The organism is Pokkaliibacter sp. MBI-7 (assembly GCF_029846635.1).
In the GTDB taxonomy this organism is placed as follows: Bacteria; Pseudomonadota; Gammaproteobacteria; order Pseudomonadales; family Balneatricaceae; genus Pokkaliibacter.
On the sequence record NZ_JARVTG010000002.1, the window covers coordinates 2,132,308 to 2,156,409 of the forward strand.

A 24,102-nucleotide genomic window follows, 5' to 3' on the forward strand; every position below is an offset into this window, starting at 1 on the left:
TGCTGCCTCAGTTTTTGCTGCTGAGTGATTCCACTGGAATCACTTAGCCAAATTCGGGTCAGCTACAAATGCCACAAATAAGTGACCATGGGTTAGTAAAGTGATGACACTGTCATCACTTAGCCAAATTCGGGTCAGTTGAGGCAATATCCCTCCCTCCTCTATTTCCTTACTCTCAGCCTGTCTCTGAGGGTTTTCTGCTGAGTTGCTGGCCGTTGTTGAACACACTGCGTAGCGGCAGTCGGACGTAGATCCTGCGCCACTTTCTCGATTTTTCTTGCTCGTGTTTCGTTCCTATTTTCGCTTTGTCATTCAATCAGGAGTGTGTTCATGTCTGATTCTGCTATTTCCGTGACATCCCCCCAGCTGGGCGCACTGCGCTCGACCATCACTATCCAGTTACATACTCACCACGCTTGCCGCCTGTGGGAAGGGGTCAATATTAACGGCGACAATGCAGCGGATGAGTCCAATACGCGCCCGTTCAGTCGCCCCGGAATGCGAGTATTTATGTCCAACATGCATCAGGCTCAGGTCGCATCAGGAATGTACGATCCCTACGCTGACAAACACATGTTGGACATCGAGCAGGCTATCGCAAAAGCCCGTCAGGCCCTGCTTGAGCAGAAACAAACCATTGCCGCGGTGTTAAGCCAGGTACCCTCGTCGATCTCGATGACAGATAACTTGTCGGTAAGCCCAAGGCAGTTTCCGGTGATCAGCGCCACGCCGCTCGCGTTCCAGGGTAGCTACCTGGTGTCGGATTTTGACGAGCTGGTTCGTGCTATTTTGTTGGCCAGCCATGTGGGGCTGATCGGCAACAGCGACAAGAACGCCTTGATACGCGACGCGGCCCGGGTGGTGCGCAGTGTGTTTGATAAGTCGCGACGCTATCGATTCACTGGATTGACGAGAGCAGATTATGTGCTCGGCGGTGCAAAAGTGTTGGCCACCATCGAGCGCCACGGCGAGCTGTCGACAGCGATACTGGACGGCACCCTGCGCTCACAGTTCTCCCCTCCTCTGCCCAAAGCACAGCTGGATGCCATGAATGAGGCGCTGGCAACGCGGGCAGGTCTGGCCGCCGGACACCCCCCGATCAACACAGTGACTGACGCAGTACCTGCTACCGAAGAGCTGAATGACGCGGGTGAGGAAGTGACTGGGGCAGTGATCAATGGAGCTACGAAGATGACTGAGGCAGGGGTATCTGACATCGAGGCCGAGGCGTGATTCGCGTCTACACCCCCGCAAACGATGTCTCCCCAGAGCTGCTGTCACAGGCCGCAAACGTTCCCTCCCTAAAAGGCCTTTTTCCTTTTAAGGGTAAGGGGAGAATCGCGCTATTGGGTGTGCAGGCCGAGGAGTCCCGTGAGGGGCTCCTGGTCCTGGGTCGGTATATCGTCCGGCAGTCGGAGGAGTTGAACTATGTCTGGCAGCTCGGTGCGATTCTACGACTGCAGCGGGCAGGATCTGGGGCAACTTTTCTGCGCTGGCGTTTGCCGGATCACCAAGCTGGGCAGAGTGGCGTACCGTTGTGGGCGTCGGTCATGCAAAAACAGGTCGATGCCAGCGTGCGTCGGTCACTGCTGGCTATGGAGCAGGATCGTGTGGCGTTCAATCTGCAGATGAGTATCTGCAGCACGCTGATCCGGCAGGCTACCGATGGGCTGACGAAGATGGAGTCGGCAGAAAACGTGTGGAGTGAGGAGCGGGTATGACTGATAAAAACTCACGCGGGAGTATATTGGATGATCTGGATCAGTTTTTTGGCACGCTGGGCGTGTTGATCGCATGTGTGATCATCTGCTGGGTCTTCATCATTCCTGGTTGGCACAGCCGGGTAGATGCAGGGCGTGTTCAGCTACATGAGGTGTCCGAGCAACTGGAGCATCATCCGCTAGTTAAACAACTCAGGGATGCAAGTGTGGTTCGCATTGAGTCAGAGTCATCGGGATTTGAACCTGGTACAACGACAGCCACTGTGACATTGCGCGATGGAGCAGAACGAGTGATCGAATTTCAAGCGTTCGCGCTATTTGATGTATTTCCGGGTGAGAGCATCACCAGTCGCACAGGCAGCGCGTTTGTCGCACGCTGCATTGCTCAGCATCTGGTCATTGATCTTCAGGAAAAGACGCCTGTCGTCACCGTCACAAAGGACTGTGGCCATTACGAGAACCGGGATACCGTACCGCCTGCAGCGATGATGTCGATAGCGAAAGTCGCAGTGGATCAGGTGCTGAACAAGATATTGCTCGGGCTGCCTCTGGTAGAGGCTCACACCCAAGTCAGCCAGTAGCTGAGGCGGCGCCCGGCCCCTACGGGGCTAGCATGTCTGTGGGTGTCCTACCGAACGCCCCGTGGGGTGGCTGGGCACCGCTGGCCCCTGCGGGGCTGGCATCACGTCTGGCCACTGCGTGGCCGGTGGTGCGATTCGTTCCGTGTTTTCCTCCTGCCCTTCCGTTGCTTTCTGCCGCTGCTGATGAGTTGTCTGTGGCGGCATTCCTTCCTGTTCCCGTGAGGGTTCTCTGCGGTATTTGTCGCTGTCTTTTCTGATCCTGTGCCTCGTTGATATGTGATGTGCACAGGGGATGAGGTGGGGAATGCAGCTGATTTTGTGTGAGAAGCCCAGTCAAGCAAAAGAGATCGCCGCACTCGTTGGCGCAAGCAAGCGCGGTGAGGGGTGTTTGCTGGGGAATGGCGTCATAGTGACCTGGTGTATAGGCCACTTACTGCGGATGGCGGAACCCGACGAGATTAACCCAAATTGGAAAGAATGGCGCCTGGAGCAGCTACCCATGATCCCGGGCGAGTGGTCCATGCGGGTGGACGCTGACAAGGCAAAGCAATTCAAAGCGATTAAGTCTCTGTTAACTCAAGCCACCTCAGTAGTGATTGCGACAGATGCGGGGCGTGAGGGGGAGATGATCGCCCGTGAGATCATTGAGCACTGCAACTGGCGCAAAGGCCCTGTGCATCGGTTGTGGGCTTCTTCTCAAGATGAGGCTACGTTGCGCAAAGCGCTGGCATCACTGTTGCCCGGTGCCTCCAAGGAGCCCCTGTACTGGTCGGCATTGGCCCGATCACGAGCCGACTATATCGTCGGTATGAACATGACCCGCCTGTACTCGCTGCTGGCAAAGCAGCAGGGTTATCAGGGGGTGCTATCAGTCGGGCGTGTGCAGACGCCTACGCTGGCACTGGTGGTCGCGCGGGATCGGGAGATCGCCCGCTTTGTATCAAAGCCGTTTTTTGAGGTTGTGATCACGGCAGACGGAGGCCATGGCCGCACCTTTGCCGCGCAGTGGTTACCCGTGGCCCAGGTGGCAGATGAGGAGGGCCGCTGTATTAACGGCCCGATTGCGCAGCAACTGGCTGCCCGACTCCGGGGGCAGGCGGCACAGGTCGCTTCTGTGGAGGTAAAGCGAATGCGGGAGCAGCCTCCCCTGCCCTTTAGCCTGAGTGCCTTGCAGCAGATCTGTGATCGTAAATTCGGGTTCGGCGTTCAGCAGACACTGGATATCGCTCAGTCGCTGTATGAGAAACATAAAGCCACCACCTATCCACGCAGTGATTGCCGTTATCTGCCGGTGGCGATGCTTGAGGAAGTAAAACCCGTCCTGCAGGCACTGGCTCAGTCTGATCCGTCCCTAGGGCCACTGGTGATGCAGCTGGACAGTCGGCTGCGGTCAGCTGCCTGGAATGATGAGAAGGTGAATGCCTCAGACCACCACGCCATTATTCCGACGATGGGAGTGATTGATCTGTCAGCGATGACCGAGGACGAGCGCCGGGTGTATGAACTGATTCGTCTTCATTACCTGATGCAGTTTATGCCTGCTCACGAGTATGACCGGACTGAGGTGATGCTGGTCGCGCTGGGGCAGCAGTTTAAGGCTGTGGGCAAAGTGATCGCCGTTACCGGATGGCGGGCGCTGATGGCAAAGTCTTCTGCGGCGGAGTCTGATGAGGCTGAGGATAGCGATGCCGGTGGGCAGGAGTTGCCGCCGTTGGAGCAAGGACAAGTTTGCCCGGTCACCGATGCCCAAGTCGTGGAGAAGAAGACCACGCCGCCCAAATTTTTTACTCAGGGAACGCTGATTGCCGCGATGAAAGGCATTGCGCGTTATGTGGCGGATCCACGCCTGAAGGCCAAGTTGAGCGAGACGTCTGGCATCGGTACCGAAGCCACCCGGGCGGCCATTATCGAGGGGCTGATCAAACGGGGGTTTCTGTTGAGCAGTAAGCGGTCGGTCAAATCCACGGACGCAGCACAGTCGCTGATTGATGCTCTGCCCCAGCCGCTCACTGATCCCGGGACCACGGCACTGTGGGAGCAGGCGCTGTCGGCCATTGAGCGGGGTGAGCTGACACTGGATCAGTTTGTGGCCACTCAGGCGCAATGGATCACCCATCTGGTCAATGAGGCACGTCAAGCCGGTCGCGGGGCGTTACAGATTGCCGCTACTCCTACACAGGCCTGTCCGTTGTGTTCCGCGCCCATGCGCAAGCGCAGTGGCGCCAATGGCCCGTTTTGGGGCTGTACTCGTTACCCTGACTGTAAGGGGGTAGTCGATAGTGGAGGCAAGAAGAAGCGGGCACGCAAGAAGGTGGAGGGCACGGCATGACGTCAGGGTTCATGGGTTGCACTGCTCACTTTTGCTGGTAATAATGGCCTTACAAAACGTTGACCGCTGACGTCCAATAGCGGCTCCCAAAGACGCAGCCTGAGTGAGAGTGCGTCGCCCGATGTCCGATGTGGGTTCCAGGCAAGATCAACAAACAGGGGAACGAGGTTCCCGTACCGACGACGGTCACTGCCTTCCTCTGTTTGTTTCCTCTCGCGATTTTCGTTTTTCTGCTCTTCTGATGGGCAGGCATACCACCGAAGTTTTCTGCCGTATGTGATTGATGGCAGTGCACTTCGGGGTGTGCCTCTGGCCCTGTTGTTCAACGCTGTGCCTGCCAGCTGCTGCAGGAGCCGTTTGTGTGGGGATCCACGCCATTGATCAGGCCGCGGGCTACGATACCGGCCAGCAATCGACAGATTGCAGTAGCCATCCTTTTCCTGTCGCTCTGTTATCCGCTGTTGTGTTTTTCTACTGCTGTTGTACGTGATTCGTTGTATCTATCCCTTCCCATGATGTGAGCGGCGGCGCTGCTGCCGCTTACCCTACCCTGCTGTATCCCGTCCCGACGCTTCGTTGTGGCGCTGTGTGTCGCTATGACGTCGCCCTACCTTGTTTCCCTATTTTGATTATTTTGCTTTTTTTTGATGTGTTGTTGATGGGGGAAGCCCTGTCTGCGGGTTAATCCTCATCGATGAGCTGAGGGTTGGCCGATGTGCGTTGACTTGACTTCCCTCGGTGCGGCGGAAAAAATGGCCGCACGTTATCAGTCTGATGACTGAAACCCAGTCGCTACACCTAAGGCGGCGATCCATCTGCGGGTGGATGGTGATTTGCGTGGACAGTATCTCGGCTCATGGCTACGGCACGCACTGGCACTGCCAGCTGATACCATTTTCTCTTTCTTACGTTGTACTGCACTACTTTGGTCCGGCCCCTATAGGGGTGTCCGGGCATGACTTTTCCGCGTTTCTGTCCGTCAGGCATGCCGTCCTGAGGGCGCTACCCTGTCGGCCTTCTGATTAAATGGGCTCGACAGGTGACCTTGTATGTCTACTCAACATCGTTCTCACGCAACGGTTAGCAGATCGCATTCAGTGATCTGACTGATCATCCATTTTCGTTATTTCGACATTTCGTTATCACCCTGCTGGGAGTCCTCCTCCCTTCAGGGGCATGGCTTCCTCAGGGTTCATTTCGTTCCGAACCTTTTGGAGGCTCTACCATGACTACTCAAAACGCTTCTCAGTTTTTCGATTTACACACTTCTGGCATTGGCTATATCAACCGCATTCGCCTGGTTGAGCCAAAAAAAGGAGAGCCCTTCTGGGCCTGTTCTATCGCCGCCTTGCGGGGTGATACGAACAATGTGGAATACACCTATTTCGATGTCCGCGTGCCGGGCACCGAAGCGGCACGTTTGATCGCTCGGTGTCAACAAGCGGTGGAGGCTGGCAGCAAGATGCTGATCAGTTTCAAGATCGGTGACATCTACCCTGACGTATTCACCTATTCATCCGGTGATCGTAAGGGTGAAACAGGTGTCAGTCTGAAAGGCCGTCTGCTCATGATTCGTTGGATCAAGAAAGATGGCGAAATGATTTACCAGATGCCTAAAGCGGACGACGCGAGCGGTGCTCCTGCTGATACAGCAGGCACACCCGGTGCTAACGCGGCATAACTACTCAATCCATTTTGCTTCACAGTCATTGGCCCAGTTCTGATCTCTGATCGGTACTGGGTCTTTTTTTGTCTGATCAACTGCTACCCAGGGGAATAACCGTTTCCCCTGGGGCACGGCTATTCCCCATGCTGGAGGAATACCGTGGTAACCACTCAACCAAAACGTACTGACCTGACCCGAGAAGACCGTGCTTTTCTTTTGCAACTCCAGCGTGGGTTGAGGAGTGAAATGGCAGGGTATTTCGATCAGCAGTTTAGTCGCTGTACGACCCCGCTTATCGGCGCTTATGTTGCGCTGCAGGGTAAAAAAATCCTGCAGTACGACAAGCAGCGACCGTGGACATGCAAGGCCACCCCTCACTCCGTGCCCTACCAGGCACCGCAGTATCTGGAGCTGGAGGCATTGCAGTCCTGGGGGATCGCCCTGAAACATACGATCTGGCTGGATAACCTCTGTGATGAGGGCGTCTATTTTGGGCAATTTGTCCCAGAGCAGGTGTTAATCATGAGTCGTTGTGGCGAAGTAATTCAGCGTCATGACGGCCAATGGTTTGATAGTTACCTGCCCATAGCAGATCTACCACTTCATGAAGCCATGGCGAAGGCGCTGGATATCCAGCGCATTAACGAGCGACGCGAAGGCAATTACAACACTGCGAATAGATTATTGATTGAGGCCCAGCGTCTTCGCGAAGCCGTTTCAATGTCCCGACTACACTGGCAGTTACATGAGCTGAAGCAAATCCACGCGGTGACGCGCTGGATGCAAACTGCTCGGTAACGCATTTTTCTTTCGCTTTTTCATTACACCACCACTGGGGGAAACGCTTTCCCTCATGGGGTGAGTGTTTCTCCTGGCCATCCTTGAACCCTGGAGATCCACGATGAAAGCCCTATCCACTACTGCTACTGTCCGTATCCGCTCCACTTCCGACCTGACTGATGACGACAAACGCTGGCTGGCCCAGCAACGTCGGTCTCTTGAACTGGGTACCGATATGTATCTGTTCAAACATCTGGGGGTGCTTCGGCACTGTCGGGTGGTGGTTCTGTCGGATGACAGTCCTTTTCGTTATGTACCCCTGCCTCACCAGGTGTTCACGGCACAGGCCATGAGCCTGGCCATGGCGGCGGTGATGGGATCGATGTTCCGTGAGGTGCGTATCGAGTCCGTTCGCGATCCCTGGACTGGCTACGACATCAGCGGCTACGGCTGTTTCCTGTCGTTCGACGGCGAAAGCTGGTGTTCTTCGGTTCGCTGGATCCGTGAATATGAACGGATTCGGGAGGAACTGGAGAGCACGGTACTGCATCCGTATTACACCCAACGCGAAGTATGGAGTGATCGCCCATGGCGAGCTCAGGTGGTCAATGCCCATCATGGGTTTGATCTGTCTGACATCGATGATGACGTGAACTGATCGCTCCTACGCTTATCCATTTAACCAACCACCCTTGGGGGAAATGCTTCCCTCTGGGGGTGTTTCTCCTGGTCATCCTTGAACCCTGGAGATCCACTATGCGCATTCTCTTTATTTCAGCGTTTGCCTCTGACACCTCCGTGCTAACCGGACAGCCCAAGCAACAGTGGCTGGCCGAGGAGCGCCATGTGATCGCTCAGGCGCTGGACAGAATGAAGCAGCATTTAGAGGCTGCGCAATCCTATCTGGACGAAGGCGATACTCAACAGGCCCAGTGCTTCGCATACGCTGCCGGGGAGGACGCATGGGAAGCCATGCAGGCCTTCCCCACCGCGTTAAACCTGTCTCCGGTGCTGGCTGCGGCATTTGAACGTAGCTGGCACGAGTGTGAGCGAAAACACCTCAGTTGGGTCAAGGGCATTGCCTATGAGCCCGAGGTGAATGGTGCGATCTGTCTGACGCCGATCACGGTGTGAACGGATAGCTCCGACACCTCTCATTAACCCTTTCACTACCACCCCGGAGGCACCCATTCCCTTCGGGGACAGGTGCTTCCCGTTATCCATTGGAACCTTCGGGAGCATGCTATGACGTCAACTACCTTTCCCGCACACACGGTTAACACCGTCACGCCGGTGTCTGAGGTGATCGTGCCTGGTTGCCTGATCATCATTGACAGCACTATTACGCTGGATGTGGTCTGCCCACCGTACTGCACGGCGCCGATACGTCTTTCGTCGCAGGCGACTATTGATCTCAACGCCTCGCTCAGTGTGGCTGAGGCGATGAGGGACGCGGAGGGGCATTTCCGATACCTGCGCCATCTGGCACAGGTCAGTGTGGAACAGGCTGGACCGCATGCCCCTGTTCTTCTTCCTGTCAGCATGACCATTCGCAGTCAGGAGGCCAGTTTCAGGGGCGTGAATTTTCAACGCTACCAGGACGGCCAGTGGGAAGAGGACTATGCCCTGATTCCCCCTGAACGATGGCGTGTGACGCAGGAGAAGATCGACTTCTTCGGTCGCACCTGCAGTGAGCTGATCAGACACGGTGACCCACTTGAGGCAGCGGACTGGCAGGGTCGGGAAGCCGTACTGGCTGACCGGCTCAGGCTCTCCCGTCTTGTGGCGGGTGAACCTGCCTGATCTGTTTCACGCTTTTTTCACTTTGAACCTTCGGGAGAACGTTATGAACTCAACTATCGCCAGGGTGAACGCGGCGCAAACAGTGACGTGTCTGTGGGATGTGATCGTGCCCGATGGCCTGATCGTCATTCACAGTGACATCGCTTTTGAGCTGGGCTGTGCACCTTATTACTCCGGTCCCCTGCGTACCCGTACCACGATCCGTCTGCCTCTTCAGGCGTCGGTCAAGGTGGCGGAAGCGATGCAGGTCGCGGAGGGGCATTTCCGGGAAATGGCACGTCTGGCTCAGGTCAGAGCGGAGCAACATGGCCCGCATGCCCCTGTTCTTCTTCCTCAGTCCATGGAGATTGTCAGTATGGACCCTGTATGCGAAGGCGCGGTACTCCAGCGCTACATCCAGGGGAGCTGGCAAGACAATGTGGCACTGATTCCACGTGAGCAGTGGCTGGCTACGCAGGCACAGATGGATCAGATCAGCGATACCTGGGTATCGCTGATCCATCAGGAACAGTATGCCGAGGCATCGGCCTGGCAGGAGAAAGAGCATCGGCTGCGTGAGCAGCTGAGCTTGTCCTGTGTACTGGCCGGTGAGCCTGCGATTCAACAATGGGGACGTTTGCCGGGTTCACCTGAACCTGCCTGACGTCTGACTACACGCTGACGTTTCACATTAACCATCCCTGGGGGAAACACTCCCCCAGGGGTGTTTCTCCGTCTACTGTTTTGGAGAACACCATGATGAATTCACCTGCTCGTACTACTTCGTTCACCGCTGTCACGCTGTTTCAGGCAACACCTCGTGCTCCACAGGAGATCGAGGCGCTGAAACTGCGCTGGCGTCAGGGTGGCCGGTTGTGGAATATCGAAAACTCAGACGGTTTTGAGGCTCACTTTGTGGAGCTGCTGGCCTATAGGCTTGAGTGTGAAGCGAACTCTTACGTAAAACGGAAAGAGCAAGCGGATCAGCATGAGCTGACCTTGTTGGCTGATCGTTTGGGGTGTCCTGACAACCTGGCTTTGGCCCGGTATGTGCTGAACCTGGAACGCGCTTTACTGCGCTTTGAAGAGCCCGGTCTGCGTCTGCAGTCCGTGCGCTGATCAGCGCTCCTCTCTCGTTACTGCTTTTCTTTCACTGCCCATGGGGATCTGTCCCTATGGGCAGATTCCCTGCCGGCGCAACCGGGGTATTCACCCCAGAGGCCCGTTATGGATGCCACTGTTCTGTCACTTTTTCAGTTCGCCGCCATGCTCATGCAGCGACGCGCTGCACAGTTTCCCATATATAAGTTCACGCACTCGGCCATGTTCTGGCCAGAGTGCCCCTGGGCTGAGCCCGGGGAGTGTGCCGTCGACTGGCGTTTGTTCGGTGGGTTGTCACCCACGGAAGTCGCTGCACTGTCCTCTACGGAGCGGCAGTGTGTGATGGATCTTTCTCTGTCACCCGTCTGGCAGCAGTGCGTCACTACGCTGTTTGCAGAGATGGATGTCTGGCTGTCATCAGAGGTGGCAGCTGCATGAGTTTCTCTCTCAGTGCGGAAGAGCGCGCGATTATTGATCAGGCGAAAGCCATTCTGATGGGGGCCCTGCGCGAGCCAGGTACCGCGATTCACGAACCGGACGCAGCACGCGATTATCTGCGGCTGCAGCTGGCCGCCCGTGAGCGTGAGGTGTTTGCAGTGCTGTTTCTTGATACCCGACACAGGGTCATCCGTTACGACGAGCTGTTTTTCGGCAGCCTTGATGAAACGCCGGTGTACCCACGTGAAGTGATCAAGCTGGCTCTGCAACGCAATGCTGCAGCGGTGATCTTTGCACACAACCATCCCAGCGGGGATGCTTCGCCCAGTGACGCCGATATCGACTTAACCCGACGCCTTAAGGAGGCGCTGGCACTGGTAGATATCCGTGTACTGGATCACATGGTTATAGGCCGTGAATCTGTCACCTCTATGGCAGAACTCGAACTGTGTTAACTCAACCACTCAACATAACCTTTGGAGGCCACCATGGCTGAACTGACTCAACCAATGACCCAGACGCAATACCTGCAACTGCAGGCAGAGTATGAACAATTGGACCTCATATGCGCGATGGGCCAGGAGACCGACGATACGTTTCTGCGTATCGCCGAACTCAACCGTCTGATGGACGACTCGCCATGGACATTGGTCCCCGGCGAGGGATGTATTCTCAAAACCCAATGGGATGCGCTGTTGGCTGCGTCAGCAGCAAACTGATCCTTTCTCTTTGGTCGTGATAAACGACGTGATGCACGGCTCCTTCGGGGGCCGTTTTTGTTTTGGTGGGGCTTAATGACGTGTTTTGTAACCCTGAAACTTTGTAACTCAGCGGTATTTGTCTATATGATTTATATTGTCACGCTTAATATAAGCCACCAGCACCACCGCACGTTGCGCTATGAATGCATTCGGGACGGGAGAGACGGCTACGGAGAACGATGATGATACCGACTGACTACCATGACGATCCTAAACTCACTCTGCTGACAGAACAGCTGTATGAGCTGCAGGTGCCTGCCAGCGTGTGTTTGTATGTGTTGTTGCGGAAACGCGGTATCAAATTAGGTTTTCTCGCTGATTTTGTCGGTATGCCCCGCTCTACGCTGATAGATAAGCTGGAGATACCCAGCCATCGTCGCCCCGAGATCTATACCCGTATGCAGCTGGATGTTCGTACCGCGCTGGGGGTCGATATGATCGGCATCTATCAGGAGGCGGTGTTTGGTGGTGCAGGCTATGCCTATGATTACCCTGCTGTTGTGGCGGCACTGTACGAGGCCAATGTTGAAGGGCCAATCGTCCTGTATGTCCTGTTTAAGTTGTTGCAACAACACCGCGGTGAAGCGGAAAAAGAACGGATGGTCGCTTCCCTGCTACAGCAGGTTGGGATGGATCACGGTAGTAGTAATCCGGGTACCTTTTTAGGATTGAAGCTCGGTGGGCATGCCGCACTGACACAGCTGCTGGCCGATATTTTCGGGGTGGATGTCGCCGCCCTGTATGGCAAAACGAAGACCTCATGGCCCAAACGGGACACTTCAGAGTGCGCTATTGATCCTGAGCAGTTGGTCGCAGAGTTACCCGGCAGCTATTACTCGGCCAAGTCGATGGAAGAGCTGGATGCCCAGCGTTTGGACGAGTACCGCCAGATGATTTCCAGGGGCCGTAATGCACTGGAGGTGGCGCGGGAGATGCTGAGTCACAATGTCATGATCAGAGATATTGCACTTGTGGTCGGCAAGTCTTCTGAAAATATATGTATGCAAATTCCCAAATCTGAGCGTGACGCACTACGCCGCCAGGGTATCGAGCGCACGGCCACGACCTCCAGTTAACCCGTTAATCCTTTTTTGATGTTGTTGACCGAATGGGGCTCCGCGTGAGCCCCATTTTGTTTTTTGGGGCCATAAACCCTCGCTTGCTCCGTTAGGTTTGTTTACTGACGCGCTCAGTCGCCTGCGGCACTGTGCCTCGCACAACGTTGTCGCGAGGTTCATATGTACACCCCTATCCGCTATCGCTATCCGATCATCGCTATTGCGCTGGCCGTACTGGCTGGCTGCGCCCAGCAGCAACCTAAACCTACCCCTGAACCCGTATCGGTCAGCCCCTACCTGATAAATCCTGATGTCTACGCAGGTCAGGTGCCGGGTGTGGCGCCGAGTGCGTCTCCCAGTACCGTGACCTACGGCCGGTATACCCAGGTGTCGGTCGGTCCCAACGCCGCGCAAATTGATCTGATGGCGCAGATCGTCGACATCCAGATCCCCACCTCGATGTCGCCCACACTGGGCGATGCTGTGCGTTATGTCCTGGCCAAGTCGGGCTACTCCCTGGCGGCGCCTTCCTCCGTGACCGACCCGCTCTATACCGCGGAGCTGCCTGCACCGCTTTACCGCATTGAGTCGATGACACTCCGGGATGCACTGCAGGTGCTCGGAGGTCCTGCCTGGCAGGTGCAAGTGGATGAATTGCACCGCATGGTGCAGTACGTGCCACGCCCAGGCTATGCCGCGTCGGCAGAGGTGGTGGATGTCAGCGCGCCGGCGCTGGCGACAGTGACGGTGGGTCAGGTGAGTGAAGCCGGCGCGGTGGGTGAGATGGGGGCCGCCTCGGTGCCCTCTCCTGTGCGTCCGCGTCGTCAGTCCGGTGAGCAGTGAGGAGCACGGCCATGAGTCAGGATAATCAACCCTCTGCACTGGATGTGCTCGATGACAACCAGCCCATTATTCAGCAGGCACCTCATCAGTCGTCGATAGCGGCGGAATCCCATCGTGGTGGGCGTGCTGTATCGCGCTCCGGTAACGGCCTTGCCGTACTGGCGCTGTTCTCGGGGGTGCTGGCGTTAGCGGTATCAGGTTTTGGCATCTACCAGAACCTGCAACTGGGTTCGAGCGACCGGCAACAATCAGCGGTAATTAATGCTCAGGCCCAGGCGGTGGAGAAGGAGTTGAATGAGCTTCGCAGCTATACCACGGGTCTGGAACAGAAATTGACGGCATTGTCGTCCACCTCAAATGGTCTGGTCGGGCTGGCGAGTCGAATCGATCAACTGGAGCGCAGCCAGGGAGCCGGCAGTGCCATGACCGAGGAGTTACACAAGGCGCTGGCCGGACTCGGTGACCGTCTGGGAGTGGCGGAATCATCACTCACGGTGATGTCGGCCCGTCTCGATGCGCAGTCTGCTCAGGTGGAGGCCAATGCCGCTGCCGCTGTTCAGGCACGGCAGGTCACGGTGGCTTCTGCAAAAAAGCCGGTGACCCGCACGAGTAAGCCACGGGTCCTGACGCCCCCCTTTGTGGTACTGGGGGCTGAGGTGCGGGGCGGTGAGTCCTTTTTATCCGTCGCGCCCTCGGCGACCTCATCGTTATCGCAGGTCGTGTTGCTGAAAGTGGGGAGCGTGTATTCCGGCTGGAAATTGCAGTCACTGGGTGATGGACGCGCTGTATTTAACGTCAGCGGGCGTAGCCAGGAGGTGGCGTTATGACGCCGCTAAAGTGGCTGGTAATGGGAGTGTCGCTGTCGGTTGTGGGTCAGTGTCTGGCAGGTTCTGTGGGTACCTCTCGCGCGGAAACGTCACAGATGACCCAGTCTCAGGGGGCGCAATCACAAGCCGTCGATTCCTCTGCAACCGCAGCGGAGTGGGGGCTGAGCGCCGGTGAGTGGACGCAATATCAGCAGGCCATGGCCGGTCAGCGGGGGATCTGGTCGCCGGGGCTGGACCCGATTACCACCCTTGGGGTCACCGCTAAGACAGACGCAGAGAGACGGCGTTTCGCCGAGCTGTTTGTCAAAGCCGAGGCGGTGCGGGTGGAGAAAGAACTCGCCTTCCAGAAAGCGGTTGATGCGGCCTGGGCACGGCTACTCCCCACCACGCAGCCCATCATGGGGCTGGCCAGTTCGTCACCTGCTTCTTCAGCGTCACCTTTTGGTCAGCCTGCGGTGCCATCGGTGGGGGTGATGAGCGCCGGACGAGTCTCATTATTTGTGCGTGATAACTGCGTGCTCTGTGATCGTGAGCTGAAAAAGCTGCTGAGCCAGAACCGCCCGATCGACATCTATCTGGTCGGCAGTGAGGGTAACGACCGAACCATTCAGTTGTGGGCACTGGCACGGGGGATCAGCCCCGCCGCCGTCAAGTCAAAGCAGATCACCCTCAACCATGATAACGGCACCTGGGCATCCATGGCCGGAGCTGCTCATGCCGGTGATTTGCCCGGTCTTATGCAACAGGTCGCCGGTGAGTGGCGAATCGTGCACGAATGAGGCCGGTCACTGTGACGGCCGCTCTCCTGCTCTGGGGCATTTCACTGTTGCCTGGCGTGGCGACAGCTGCCCGTTTTGTGCCTCCGCCGTCGTTTCAGATGGTAGCCCAGGAGGCAGCCGTTCCCGATGTGCTGCTGTACGCCCTGACGCAAACCGAGAGCAATGCCGGTTTGGTGGATGGCAGCTTCAGTCCGTGGCCATGGACACTGAATGTCGCGGGTAAAGGGTTTCGTTATCACTCCCGTGCTGAGAGATGTTAACGACTCGTGTAGGCAAGAGCCGTCTGGTTGAGCTGGCCCTGCGGCAGGCGCTGGATGAGGATCGCCCTCCCCGCCCCACGTCACTGCATGCGGATCCTGCCGGCATGGCCGAAGAGGGGCTGGCGTTCAGCCAGGCCTGGGCCCGGCTGAGCATGCACCCGGATCTGTCGCGCTGCGCATCCGGGGTGGCCGCACAGGTGGTGGAAGATGCGTCCAGGGCGTTGATTCCGCTGGTGCGCCGGGCACGGGGGGTACTGGGCGAATCAATGAGCAATACGGATCTGCAGGCGGTGATGTGTGATCGCTCAGGGTTGTTTGCCCTGTGTGAACGATATACCGCGCACTACCTGGATGTGATGCAGCCCCTCACCTGGATGCTGGTGTCCGACCGGCAGGCACAGCTGCACCGCTCTGCCATTCCCCGTGAGTGTGCGGGACGGGATGCTCGTATGATCGCCATCGTGCAGCTGGTTCGGGAACGGCAACTGCGGATAGATGATGGGCTCTGTGCAGCGCTGATACGGCTGCTGGGGTTCAGTGCCGAGCGGGTGTGTCTGTTACTGACGGCAGCACAGGCATTGTTGGCTGACGAGGGAGCAGAGGCGTGACCGACAAGCATGTTATTGAGTCGTTGCTGCGCCCGGCGGTGGAGCTTAATACCGTGGCAGTGGCCGTATCTGCGGCCTTTGTGTCTGCCACCGCGCCCTGGTCGCTGGCTCTCACGCCGTCGGTAGGCTACGGGGTGGCGTGCGGCTTTGGTGTACTTGCCTGGGTGCGCTGGAATGAGGCGTCGGTGGTACTGCGCTACCGCCGTAATATGCGTCGCCTGCCCACGTTTGAAATGACGAGCACTCAGATTCCGACCAGTCGTAGTGGGTTGTATTTGGGCATGGGCTTTCGCTGGGATCAGCGTCATACCCAGCGGCTGCATTCTGCCCTGGAGCCCGAGGTACGCAAGTACGTCGAACAGCCGGCAGCGTGGCATAAGGCACGTCGTCTGGAGGCGCGCCTGGGCGACTCCGACCGCCTGATCGCCCGCAGCATTGTGCGGCTACTGAGCTGGGATCATGTGATCAATCCGGTACGCCCCTTGCCGCCGGTGGGTGGCAGCCCGCTGTATCACGCGGTGGAGCCAGATGAACATGAGGTGCTGTTGCCGCTCCGTGAGCGCGTCGGTCATACCCTGGTACTCGGCACCACCCGCGTCGGTAAAACCCGACTGGCTGAGTTGATGGTGACCCAGGATATCCGTCGCGGGGAAACCACCATTTTCTTTGACCCTAAAGGCGACGCTGACATGCTGCTGCGCATGTGGGCCGAGGCTCGACGGGCGGGTCGTGAGGATTCGTTTTATGTGTTTCACCTCGGCTGGCCAGAAATCTCAGCCCGCTATAACGCCGTGGGACGTTTCGGGCGTATCTCGGAGGTGGCCAGCCGTATCTCCGGGCAGCTGTCGGGGGAGGGCAATAGCGCCGCATTTCGCGAATTTGCCTGGCGCTTCATCAATATCATCGCACGGGCCCTGGTGGCGCTGGGGCGGCGACCCGACTACCTGCAAATCAGTCAGCACGTCGTCAACATCGATGCCCTGTTTCTGGATTACGCCACCTGGTATTTCCGTGATGACCCCGAGGCCTTCAAAACCATCGCGGATATGGAAGGCCGCATTAACGAAAAAAATACGCCACGCCATATGCAGGGGAGAGAGAAACGCGTCATTGCGCTCGAACAGTTCCTGACCATGAAGCGCATTTATGATCCTGTCATGGATGGCCTGAAGTCAGCCGTGCGCTACGACAAGACCTATTTCGACAAGATCGTAGCATCGTTGCTGCCGCTGCTTGAAAAGCTCACCAGCGGCAAGATCGCGCAACTGTTGGCCCCCAACTATCTTGACCTGAGCGACCCGCGCCCGATCTTCGACTGGCAGCAGATTATCCGTAAGCGCGGCATTGTCTATGTCGGCCTCGATGCCTTGTCGGACCCGGAGATCGCTGCAGCAGTCGGTAACTCCATGTTCGCCGACCTGGTCTCGGTCGCCGGCCATATCTACAAATTTGGTATTGATGACGGTCTGCCGGCACTGCCAGCCGATGCAAAAGCTACGCGCAGCAGCGCCGTGATTAACCTCCATGCTGATGAGGTCAACGAGTTGATGGGCGATGAGTTTGTGCCGCTGATCAACAAAGGCGGCGGTGCCGGCATTCAGGTCACGGCGTACACCCAGACGGCATCGGACATCACAGTAAAAATGGGCAGCACCGCCAAGGCGGGCCAGGTCGTGGGTAACTTCAACAATTTGATCATGCTGAGGGTGAGGGAGACGGCTACGGCTGAGCTGCTCACCAGTCAGCTGGCGAAAGTCTCGGTGAAAGCCAAGACGCTCACGTCGCGTTCCAACGATAACTCCAACCCGAACGACGATATCGACTTCACCAGTGCCACGCACGATGCCATCAGTACGACGAGTGTGCCGATGATTGAGCCCAACGCCATCATTAATCTGCCAAAAGGGCAGGCGTTTGCCCTGCTGGAAGGCGGACAGCTGTGGAAAATCCGCATGCCACTGCCGGGGCGTGATGCCTCCGACGAGGCGCTGGTACCCAAATCCATTGCGGATCTGGCAGCTCGTATGCGAGAGGAATACCACACTGGGGAGGGATGGTGGCAGGCCAGTGGCGGCATGCAGCTGAACACCCTGCCTGCCGAACTGCAGGGCTGGCTGGACAGTCACCAACAGGTCGGGCATGAAGCGGAGGACCATGAGCCCTGGGATGAGCTGCATATGCAGGGGCTGGAGCAGTCGGCACAGCAGATGGGAGGTGACAACTAATGGCCCGTGCAGAACCGGTTGATCAGGCGGAACGTCAGCAGCAGCGACGGATCGGCTTCTTTGGTCGCGTGTTTGAGTTGCCAATCAGGGCGTTGGGTGTGCTGATGCTGTCGCTGTTTTTCAGCCTGGTGATGGAGTGGATCGGCATCGCGTTCTTCTACCCGGAACAGGGCTATACCCATGCTCAGCAGATGATGGAACAGGAGATGGGGTATTTCAGCTCAGGGTTTCGTCACTCCCTGCTGCATAGCCAGCCGGTGGTGCTGGCCAGTGGCGTTGTGCAGAACGTGTATGAGTGGGCGTTTGTGAAGACCGGATTTATGGCCTTTGCCGAGCAGGCCAGACAGCCGATCCCAGCGGAGGCCGGTCATGTGCAGCGCTACAGCCTGCTGCTATTTCGGGTACTGGAGGACTATCTGCTGGCTGCCATGTACACCAGTTTAACGTTCATCACGCGCGTGATGATTCTGCTGCTGAGTATGCCGCTGTTTGGCTTAGCGGGAATGGTGGGCTTTGTGGATGGTCTGGTGCGACGGGATCTGAGGCGTTTTGGCGCCGGGCTGGAGAGCTCGTTCTGGTACCACCACATCAAACGCTGGGTGGTACCGTCGTTTGTGCTGGTGTGGATCGTTTATCTGTCGCTGCCGTTTTCGGTGCATCCGAATGTTGTACTGTTGCCCTGCTCTGCGCTGTTTGGGTTGATCGTGTCGCTGACGGTCGGCCAGTTCAAAAAGTATTTTTAACCGTTTTTTGAGTTTAGTTGTGCTGCCGGCAGGCATCCGGGAAATGACGGTGGCATAACTGAACACAGGGCTGGGTGGCCACACCCGGCCCTGTGCTTTTTGGTAGGACGATCATGCTGCCCGATGGACAGCTTGTCGCCACCTGGGCTACGCGCTACGGTGGGGGCTGCCAGGACGGTCCTGGCACCCCATAAAGCAGATGCCCCCGGCCCCGATGGTGTTGGGGGTTGCATTGCTTCATGGCTTGATACCTTTTCACATGCGCTCATACCTCGGCCTGGTTTCCAGGCTTTTTTTATTCTCTCGCATTAATCACGCTGCCTGTTTTCGGAGGCCGTCTTCAGTATCTGCGTCCAGTTGCTGATCACTTTCTTGCGGTTAACAGAGAGCTGCTCCGCAAAGACATCATCGACCTGACGCAGCCTGGCCTGCGCAGTGGCCAGTTCAGCCACAGAATGAGCAATAAACCGGTTCCACTCCTGGTGAAGCAGGTCAGGTGCCGGGTGATTCATGACGATCAAAGCCACAAGAGAGTCAGAGATCGCCACATGGTTCTCCAGCTCGTAATACTTGTTACGGGTATCGGCTACGGCATCAGCAAGATGATGCGTCGCTTGAATCAACTCTTCGATCTGGGCCGATAGCTTCGCCATTGACTGCGCCACGTCCTTCGACAGATTTTCCATCACGACCTCTCTCATTGTTTATATCGCGGTTCTTTGAACCATAGGCTGCTTTTGTCATAGGGCAAGTTCAGGCAGGTCATGGCCTGCTGTGAGTGAATCCCCCAACCCTCCACGGTCTAGTGAGGGTTTGTTGCTGCTTGTATCTCCCTACCACTGTCAATCTATACACCTTTCCAACCTAAACAGGTGTTGCTGATGAAACTGACCTTTCGTTTACGCCTTTCACGCTGGCCACCCCAGCCAGGGTTATGCCGCTCGTTGTTGTGTGGTCTCGGTATGGGAATGGCGCTGACATCGCTGTCGGTGTCGGCGGCGTCCTCTGCTGAACAGGAGGAGTTGAGTCTGGTCCTGAAGCAGCTGGACTCGATCAAGATGATTCTGGACCGCTCTGAAGTCGCACAGCGCTCCCGCGCAGGGGATCGATACGCCTTCAACTATGACCAGGCGAAGGCTGACTTGGCGCGGATGTCGAGAGGCATCAGCCAATACCTGTCTCCCTCACGGGCGCAGCCTCGTGATGCTTCGCAGCTGAGCGGTGCCTATCAGGTGGATCAGCGCGGCAAGCAGGAGTAGATCGTCATGGATGATAAGCAACTGGCCGCCTACAAGATGGCCGGCGGTGGCAACCCGGCAGATGGCTACCTCGTCTTTGTTGGCGGCTTTCTGACTCTTTATCTGCTGTGGTCCTGCTGGGTGTTAATCACGATCTGGAAAGGCACTGCAGAGATGGATCGGGATAAACGCTGGGACAAGGTTCAGTGGCAGGTGCTTCGCGTTGTGACCCTCTTTCTGATCCTGGTGTGGTTTTTAAACAACGGTTGAGGTGGCAGGAGCCGCGCTCACAAGTAATGGGAGTAAAACATGGTGTTGTTTCGTTTAGCACGTTCACTGTATGGACGCATGGGTAAGGCAACGCTACAGGCGTATGTGATCCTTGGCAGTATTCTGCTCACATCACCCGCCTGGGCGGGGGGGCTCCCCAAAATGGAGGCGCCGTCCACAGGCGCCGACGGTGGCAACCTGGCCACATTCAAAGGCTATCTCTATGACGCTTTGATCGTAGTGGGTCTGGGATTGGCCACCTGGGCATTCCTGTCGGTGGGCTCCAATACGATAGCAACCTACAAGGCCTGGCGTATGCAGAAGGCTGAACTCAGTGAGCTGGGTCTGGTCGCAGGCATGGGGGTCGCACTGGTGATTCTGGTGCTTTACCTGGCCAACAAAGCCGCCGCCATTCTCGCGTGAGGCTGAGTCGTGAATAAAAACGAGGATGCACGCTACCTGCCTGAGCGGCTGAATCGGGAGCCCACGGTGATCCGTGGGCTAACCAACAACGAGCTGTTACTGGTCATCGGCAGTGGTGTGGTAGTGGGCCTCGTGCTGGGAGTGTTCATCGTCGTTCTGCTACTGCCAGGGCAATTGCCGGCCATCCCCACCAGTATGGCGGTGTGTGGCTATCTGGCCCTGCGTTTTGGCAGCGACCGACTGGCTGCCGCCAAACGCAATAAGCCCGGTGCCTGGTTTTACCGCATGTTGGAGTGGCGGCTGCATCAGGGCAGTGTCAGCCGCCTGTTTTTTCGTAAGGCATCACTGATCGATCAGGATGCAACCTGGTGGCTCCGCCGTGAGGGGGTACGGCGCCGATTGAGACGGAAACGCCAGGGCATGTTCGACTGATGGCCCTGGATACCTCTCAGATAACGCGCCACTGCTAGCTACCTTCTTCCCACGCTGTATTCCTATTTCACTCTGGAGTTTTTATGAGCCGACATCGCACTGCGCTGTCATCACGAGACTCGCACATCACCAGTCTGCGACTGGTGATTGCGCTGTTAGCCGCGTTTGCAGGGTTCACGTCGTGGGGGTGGTATACCGCTCCCCGTCATTTGACTGTACACAACCCGCCTGACCTGCGCAGTGGCAGTACCCGCGCCTGGTGGGAGGTGCCACCCAGCACGGTTTACTCATTTGCCTTTTATATTTTCCAGCAACTGAACTACTGGCCGCGTGATGGTGAGAGTGACTATCACGAGCGGATTGAGACGCTGCGGGCGTATCTCACCCCGTCCTGCAAGGCCTGGCTGGATAGCGACTATGAACGCCGTAAGGTGAGCCAGGAGCTGACCGACCGGGTGCGTTCTGTCGCAGAGATTCCAGGGCGCGGGGTTTCGGATGACCGGGTACATATCCAGGATCGCGACCACTGGGTGGTGGATCTGGAGTTAATGCTGACCGAAAGCGTTCATGGTGAGTCGGTCAAGAAGCTGGCCATGCTGCATCCGTTGAAGGTGGTGCGCTGGGATATGAATCCTGAAACGAACCCATTTGGACTGGCCCTGGATTGCTATGACTCCCTGCCAGAGCGACTGGATGGCAGTGTGATGGAGGAGGTGAAATGAAGATGATGACACGCATGGGTGTAAGCCTGGTCGTGGGGATGGTGCTGTCTCCCCTGGCTTCTGCCGTGGAGCTGGTGCACTGGAATCGGGTGCCGATCAAAACCGCACTGGCTGTCGGCCAGGAACGGATTGTCTATGTGGATCGTAATGTGAAGCTGGCCCTGCCGGTGGCCCTGGCCGATACCCTGCGGGTACAGAATGCCGGTGGGGCGCTGTACCTCAAAGCCGCTGCACCCTTTCCCGAAACCCGTATTCCGCTTCAGGTAGTGGAAACAGGCGAGATTATTCTGCTGGACGTGACCGCGCAGGATGCGGCCACCGTCACAGCCAACAGCTCGGCCTATGAGCCGATGAAGGTGCTGTACGGGGAAGGGGATGACCTGAGCAGCTTTGGTATCACGGCAGGTCTGTCGCCCAACTATGCCAGTGATGGGATGCCGGGCAGTGCAGGTGCGGGCGCCGTGTCTGCTCGTGCGTCAGGTTCGTCAGCGAACAGCGCAGCGGCTCCCGCCGCACCGCGCCCGACGGCCGATGATGCCGTCGCCGGTCGCATTGGCCGCACGGATGCCACCTCTCGCACTCCTGCCCCTATTTCTCTCACGCGCTATGCCGCGCAGAACATGTACGCCCCGTTACGTACCGTCGAGGCACTGCTTGGTGTGAGCGCGGTACCCGTGCGCGCCAAAGGCCCGCTGGGATCGCTGCTGCCCTCGCTCGATGTCGATGCCCGTGCCGTCGCGGCCTGGAAACTGGCTGACTACACCGTCACGGCAGTACGCCTGATCAATCGGGCTCCTCGTGCGGTCCTGCTCGACCCCCGTCTGCTGAATGGGGATCTGTATAGTGCCGCCTTTCAGCATCCGACGCTGGGGCCGGCAGGTAGCGCCGAGGATACCACGACGGCGTATCTGGTGACGCAGGGCAAAGGTCTGGAGTCCGCCCTGCTGCCCCTGCCCTACCGCCCAGCTAAAGGAGCGAAATGATGGCGACGATCAGAAGCAATGGACTATTGAAGGTCATCATTCCTGCTGCGGTCATCGGTGCCGTCGCGATTGCCTACTCTGGCCGCGACGACAGCAGTAGCGACACGCCGGCGCAGGCAGCCCAGGGTACCTCTGTGCGGGAGTTGACGTCGGAGGAGAAAAAGCGGTTGGGCATGGACGGTGCTCAGGACACGGTGTCCGCACTGGTCGCAAAGATTGATCAAATGCGCGATTCGCAGTCGAAATCCAACCAGCTGATGCAGCAGTTGCTGGAGGAAAACGACACCTTACGGCAGAAGGCCGGGGATGTGGAAGGTGCAGCCAGTACCGCTGTCTCCAGTCAGCTGGCATCGGCCAAGAACGAGCTGATGGGACAGGTCGGTGAGCAGCTGTCCCAGTTCGAGAACCGCATGAATACCGTCACCAGCCAGCTGAACGCAGTGGGCAGCGACGGCGCCGTCTCAGGCTCATCCATGGGGGGAGCGGGCTCTGTGCCCCTGCCTGCGGATGCGGGTTTAGGGGGGCTGGGGGGTACCGTGACCTTCGGCGGGGAAACCTATATGTGGGTGGAGCCGCAGGACATGCGTAAGACCGATGCCAACGGCATGGTGTCCAGTACGGGAAGTCAGTTCAGTTTCCCCTCGTCATTCGGTGAGGTGGGTTCGCTGGCTGACAAAGGACTGAGTTCACTCAACAGCGCCACAAACGGTGCGGCGGCTCAGGTGCTGGGAAGTTCAGCAGAGGAAGACGCTGTGCCAGTGTACACCGTCGCAGAGAACGCCACCCTGATGGGTTCGGTCTCTATGACCGCGCTGTTGGGACGTATCCCGATCAATGGTTCTGTGCAGGACCCCTACCCATTCAAGGTTGTCATCGGTTCAGACAACCTGATGGCTAACGGCATCGAGCTGCCGGATGTGGCGCAGGCCGTGGTATCAGGTGTGGCCACAGGCGACTGGGTACTGAGCTGTGTGCGGGGTTCTGTCACTTCCATCACCTTCGTTTTCACCGACGGCACCATTCGCACTATCAACGGCCAGAGCGAAGAAGGCGGGCAAAGTCAGGGCAACGGATCATCGGCATCAGGTGCCGGAGCGCAGGGAGCGACACAAAGCCTGGGATGGTTATCCGATCCCTATGGGATTCCCTGTATCTCCGGTGAGAAAAAATCCAATGCCATGGAGTACCTGTCGACTCAGTTCGGTTTAGGGATGGCCACCGCAGCGGCCTCCGCTTCTGCCCAGTCAGAGACCACGTCGGTCACCGGGACGGATGCCGTGGTCACTGCCGTCACAGGCGATGCGGGTAAATATGCGCTGAATAGCGGCATCGCCGGCGGCCTGGAGAAAGTCAGCGAGTGGGTCGCTCAGCGTTACGGCCAGACCTTTGATGCTATCTACGTGCCACCGGGTCAGCCGGTGGCGCTGCATATCACCCGGGAGCTCAAGATCGATTATGAGCTGAATGGCCGCAAGGTCAGTTATCTGTCGGGGGCGGGTGGCCGTTCTGGGGCGTTGGATTGAGGGGGAATG

30 protein-coding genes are annotated in these 24,102 nt (G+C 57.5%); 29 read left to right on the plus strand and 1 reads right to left on the minus strand.

The window, feature by feature from the left end:
- Window positions 1–330 precede the first annotated feature (330 nt).
- The 22 genes from QCD60_RS29420 to QCD60_RS29525 all read left to right on the plus strand — a co-directional run bounded on the left by QCD60_RS29420 (window position 331) and on the right by QCD60_RS29525 (window position 18,502).
- Window positions 331–1,233 carry a PFL_4669 family integrating conjugative element protein gene (locus QCD60_RS29420; RefSeq protein ID WP_279790975.1) on the plus strand — a complete coding sequence of 301 codons (903 nt, stop codon included), beginning with the start codon at window positions 331–333 and terminating at the stop codon, window positions 1,231–1,233.
- Window positions 1,230–1,721 (plus strand): DUF3158 family protein, encoded by a 492-nt coding sequence (locus QCD60_RS29425; protein WP_279781267.1) that lies wholly within the window; start codon window positions 1,230–1,232, stop codon window positions 1,719–1,721. Before QCD60_RS29420 ends, QCD60_RS29425 begins: the two co-directional genes overlap by 4 nt.
- Entirely contained in the window at window positions 1,718–2,302 is a 585-nt protein-coding gene (locus tag QCD60_RS29430) for a hypothetical protein (protein WP_279781269.1), read from the plus strand. The genes QCD60_RS29425 and QCD60_RS29430 overlap by 4 nt, the downstream gene beginning before the upstream one ends.
- A gap of 304 nt (window positions 2,303–2,606) precedes the next feature.
- Window positions 2,607–4,631, plus strand: coding sequence for a DNA topoisomerase III (locus QCD60_RS29435; protein WP_279790977.1), 2,025 nt, complete (start codon window positions 2,607–2,609; stop codon window positions 4,629–4,631).
- A 1,225-nt stretch (window positions 4,632–5,856) separates the two neighbouring features.
- Complete coding sequence (locus QCD60_RS29440) at window positions 5,857–6,312, plus strand: STY4534 family ICE replication protein (RefSeq protein ID WP_279790979.1); 456 nt, start codon at window positions 5,857–5,859, stop codon at window positions 6,310–6,312.
- A gap of 144 nt (window positions 6,313–6,456) precedes the next feature.
- Window positions 6,457–7,095 carry a hypothetical protein gene (locus tag QCD60_RS29445; RefSeq protein WP_279790982.1) on the plus strand — a complete coding sequence of 213 codons (639 nt, stop codon included), beginning with the start codon at window positions 6,457–6,459 and terminating at the stop codon, window positions 7,093–7,095.
- A gap of 103 nt (window positions 7,096–7,198) precedes the next feature.
- The gene (locus QCD60_RS29450; RefSeq protein ID WP_279790984.1) at window positions 7,199–7,735 is read left to right on the plus strand and encodes a hypothetical protein; all 537 of its coding nucleotides are present in this window, start codon (window positions 7,199–7,201) and stop codon (window positions 7,733–7,735) included.
- A gap of 98 nt (window positions 7,736–7,833) precedes the next feature.
- A complete protein-coding gene (locus QCD60_RS29455; protein ID WP_279790986.1) occupies window positions 7,834–8,211 on the plus strand; it encodes a hypothetical protein in 378 nt (125 codons plus the stop codon).
- A 111-nt stretch (window positions 8,212–8,322) separates the two neighbouring features.
- Complete coding sequence (locus QCD60_RS29460) at window positions 8,323–8,880, plus strand: hypothetical protein (protein ID WP_279790988.1); 558 nt, start codon at window positions 8,323–8,325, stop codon at window positions 8,878–8,880.
- Window positions 8,881–8,923: 43 nt separating this feature from the next.
- The gene (locus QCD60_RS29465) at window positions 8,924–9,523 is read left to right on the plus strand and encodes a hypothetical protein (protein WP_279787974.1); all 600 of its coding nucleotides are present in this window, start codon (window positions 8,924–8,926) and stop codon (window positions 9,521–9,523) included.
- A gap of 92 nt (window positions 9,524–9,615) precedes the next feature.
- Window positions 9,616–9,978, plus strand: coding sequence for a hypothetical protein (locus QCD60_RS29470; RefSeq protein ID WP_279790990.1), 363 nt, complete (start codon window positions 9,616–9,618; stop codon window positions 9,976–9,978).
- Between the two features lie 108 nt (window positions 9,979–10,086).
- Window positions 10,087–10,398, plus strand: a complete 312-nt coding sequence (locus tag QCD60_RS29475) for a hypothetical protein (RefSeq protein WP_279790992.1) — start codon at window positions 10,087–10,089, stop codon at window positions 10,396–10,398.
- A complete protein-coding gene (gene radC / locus QCD60_RS29480) occupies window positions 10,395–10,853 on the plus strand; it encodes a DNA repair protein RadC (protein WP_279790994.1) in 459 nt (152 codons plus the stop codon). Before QCD60_RS29475 ends, radC begins: the two co-directional genes overlap by 4 nt.
- 33 nt (window positions 10,854–10,886) lie before the next feature.
- On the plus strand, window positions 10,887–11,117 hold the full coding sequence (locus QCD60_RS29485) for a hypothetical protein (RefSeq protein ID WP_279790996.1): 231 nt from the start codon (window positions 10,887–10,889) through the stop codon (window positions 11,115–11,117).
- Between the two features lie 221 nt (window positions 11,118–11,338).
- Window positions 11,339–12,235, plus strand: coding sequence for a hypothetical protein (locus QCD60_RS29490; protein ID WP_279790998.1), 897 nt, complete (start codon window positions 11,339–11,341; stop codon window positions 12,233–12,235).
- Window positions 12,236–12,397: 162 nt separating this feature from the next.
- Complete coding sequence (locus QCD60_RS29495; RefSeq protein WP_279791000.1) at window positions 12,398–13,060, plus strand: hypothetical protein; 663 nt, start codon at window positions 12,398–12,400, stop codon at window positions 13,058–13,060.
- Between the two features lie 11 nt (window positions 13,061–13,071).
- Window positions 13,072–13,887, plus strand: a complete 816-nt coding sequence (locus QCD60_RS29500) for a hypothetical protein (protein ID WP_279791002.1) — start codon at window positions 13,072–13,074, stop codon at window positions 13,885–13,887.
- Window positions 13,884–14,666 (plus strand): TIGR03759 family integrating conjugative element protein, encoded by a 783-nt coding sequence (locus QCD60_RS29505; protein WP_279781300.1) that lies wholly within the window; start codon window positions 13,884–13,886, stop codon window positions 14,664–14,666. Before QCD60_RS29500 ends, QCD60_RS29505 begins: the two co-directional genes overlap by 4 nt.
- Window positions 14,667–14,677: 11 nt before the next feature.
- A complete protein-coding gene (locus tag QCD60_RS29510) occupies window positions 14,678–14,926 on the plus strand; it encodes a hypothetical protein (RefSeq protein ID WP_279791004.1) in 249 nt (82 codons plus the stop codon).
- Window positions 14,920–15,534, plus strand: coding sequence for a hypothetical protein (locus QCD60_RS29515; protein ID WP_279791006.1), 615 nt, complete (start codon window positions 14,920–14,922; stop codon window positions 15,532–15,534). The genes QCD60_RS29510 and QCD60_RS29515 overlap by 7 nt, the downstream gene beginning before the upstream one ends.
- Entirely contained in the window at window positions 15,531–17,759 is a 2,229-nt protein-coding gene (gene traD / locus QCD60_RS29520) for a type IV conjugative transfer system coupling protein TraD (protein WP_279791008.1), read from the plus strand. The genes QCD60_RS29515 and traD overlap by 4 nt, the downstream gene beginning before the upstream one ends.
- The gene (locus QCD60_RS29525; RefSeq protein ID WP_279791011.1) at window positions 17,759–18,502 is read left to right on the plus strand and encodes a TIGR03747 family integrating conjugative element membrane protein; all 744 of its coding nucleotides are present in this window, start codon (window positions 17,759–17,761) and stop codon (window positions 18,500–18,502) included. The genes traD and QCD60_RS29525 overlap by 1 nt, the downstream gene beginning before the upstream one ends.
- A gap of 308 nt (window positions 18,503–18,810) precedes the next feature.
- Here QCD60_RS29525 and QCD60_RS29530 read toward each other — a convergent pair whose 3' ends face one another.
- Window positions 18,811–19,191, minus strand: a complete 381-nt coding sequence (locus QCD60_RS29530; RefSeq protein WP_279787961.1) for a hypothetical protein — start codon at window positions 19,189–19,191, stop codon at window positions 18,811–18,813.
- A gap of 192 nt (window positions 19,192–19,383) precedes the next feature.
- Between QCD60_RS29530 and QCD60_RS29535 the strand changes: the two genes are divergently transcribed.
- From QCD60_RS29535 to QCD60_RS29565, 7 genes are all read left to right on the plus strand, one after another.
- Complete coding sequence (locus QCD60_RS29535) at window positions 19,384–19,761, plus strand: RAQPRD family integrative conjugative element protein (protein ID WP_279791012.1); 378 nt, start codon at window positions 19,384–19,386, stop codon at window positions 19,759–19,761.
- A gap of 6 nt (window positions 19,762–19,767) precedes the next feature.
- Window positions 19,768–20,010: a TIGR03758 family integrating conjugative element protein gene (locus QCD60_RS29540; protein WP_279787852.1), complete on the plus strand. Its 243-nt coding sequence runs from the start codon at window positions 19,768–19,770 to the stop codon at window positions 20,008–20,010.
- A 39-nt stretch (window positions 20,011–20,049) separates the two neighbouring features.
- Window positions 20,050–20,433, plus strand: a complete 384-nt coding sequence (locus tag QCD60_RS29545) for a TIGR03745 family integrating conjugative element membrane protein (RefSeq protein WP_279787851.1) — start codon at window positions 20,050–20,052, stop codon at window positions 20,431–20,433.
- 9 nt (window positions 20,434–20,442) lie between these two features.
- Complete coding sequence (locus QCD60_RS29550) at window positions 20,443–20,865, plus strand: TIGR03750 family conjugal transfer protein (RefSeq protein WP_279791014.1); 423 nt, start codon at window positions 20,443–20,445, stop codon at window positions 20,863–20,865.
- 83 nt (window positions 20,866–20,948) lie between these two features.
- On the plus strand, window positions 20,949–21,587 hold the full coding sequence (locus tag QCD60_RS29555) for a PFL_4703 family integrating conjugative element protein (protein ID WP_279791016.1): 639 nt from the start codon (window positions 20,949–20,951) through the stop codon (window positions 21,585–21,587).
- Complete coding sequence (locus QCD60_RS29560; RefSeq protein WP_279791018.1) at window positions 21,584–22,570, plus strand: TIGR03749 family integrating conjugative element protein; 987 nt, start codon at window positions 21,584–21,586, stop codon at window positions 22,568–22,570. Before QCD60_RS29555 ends, QCD60_RS29560 begins: the two co-directional genes overlap by 4 nt.
- Entirely contained in the window at window positions 22,567–24,093 is a 1,527-nt protein-coding gene (locus QCD60_RS29565) for a TIGR03752 family integrating conjugative element protein (protein WP_279781316.1), read from the plus strand. The genes QCD60_RS29560 and QCD60_RS29565 overlap by 4 nt, the downstream gene beginning before the upstream one ends.
- Window positions 24,094–24,102 lie beyond the last annotated feature (9 nt).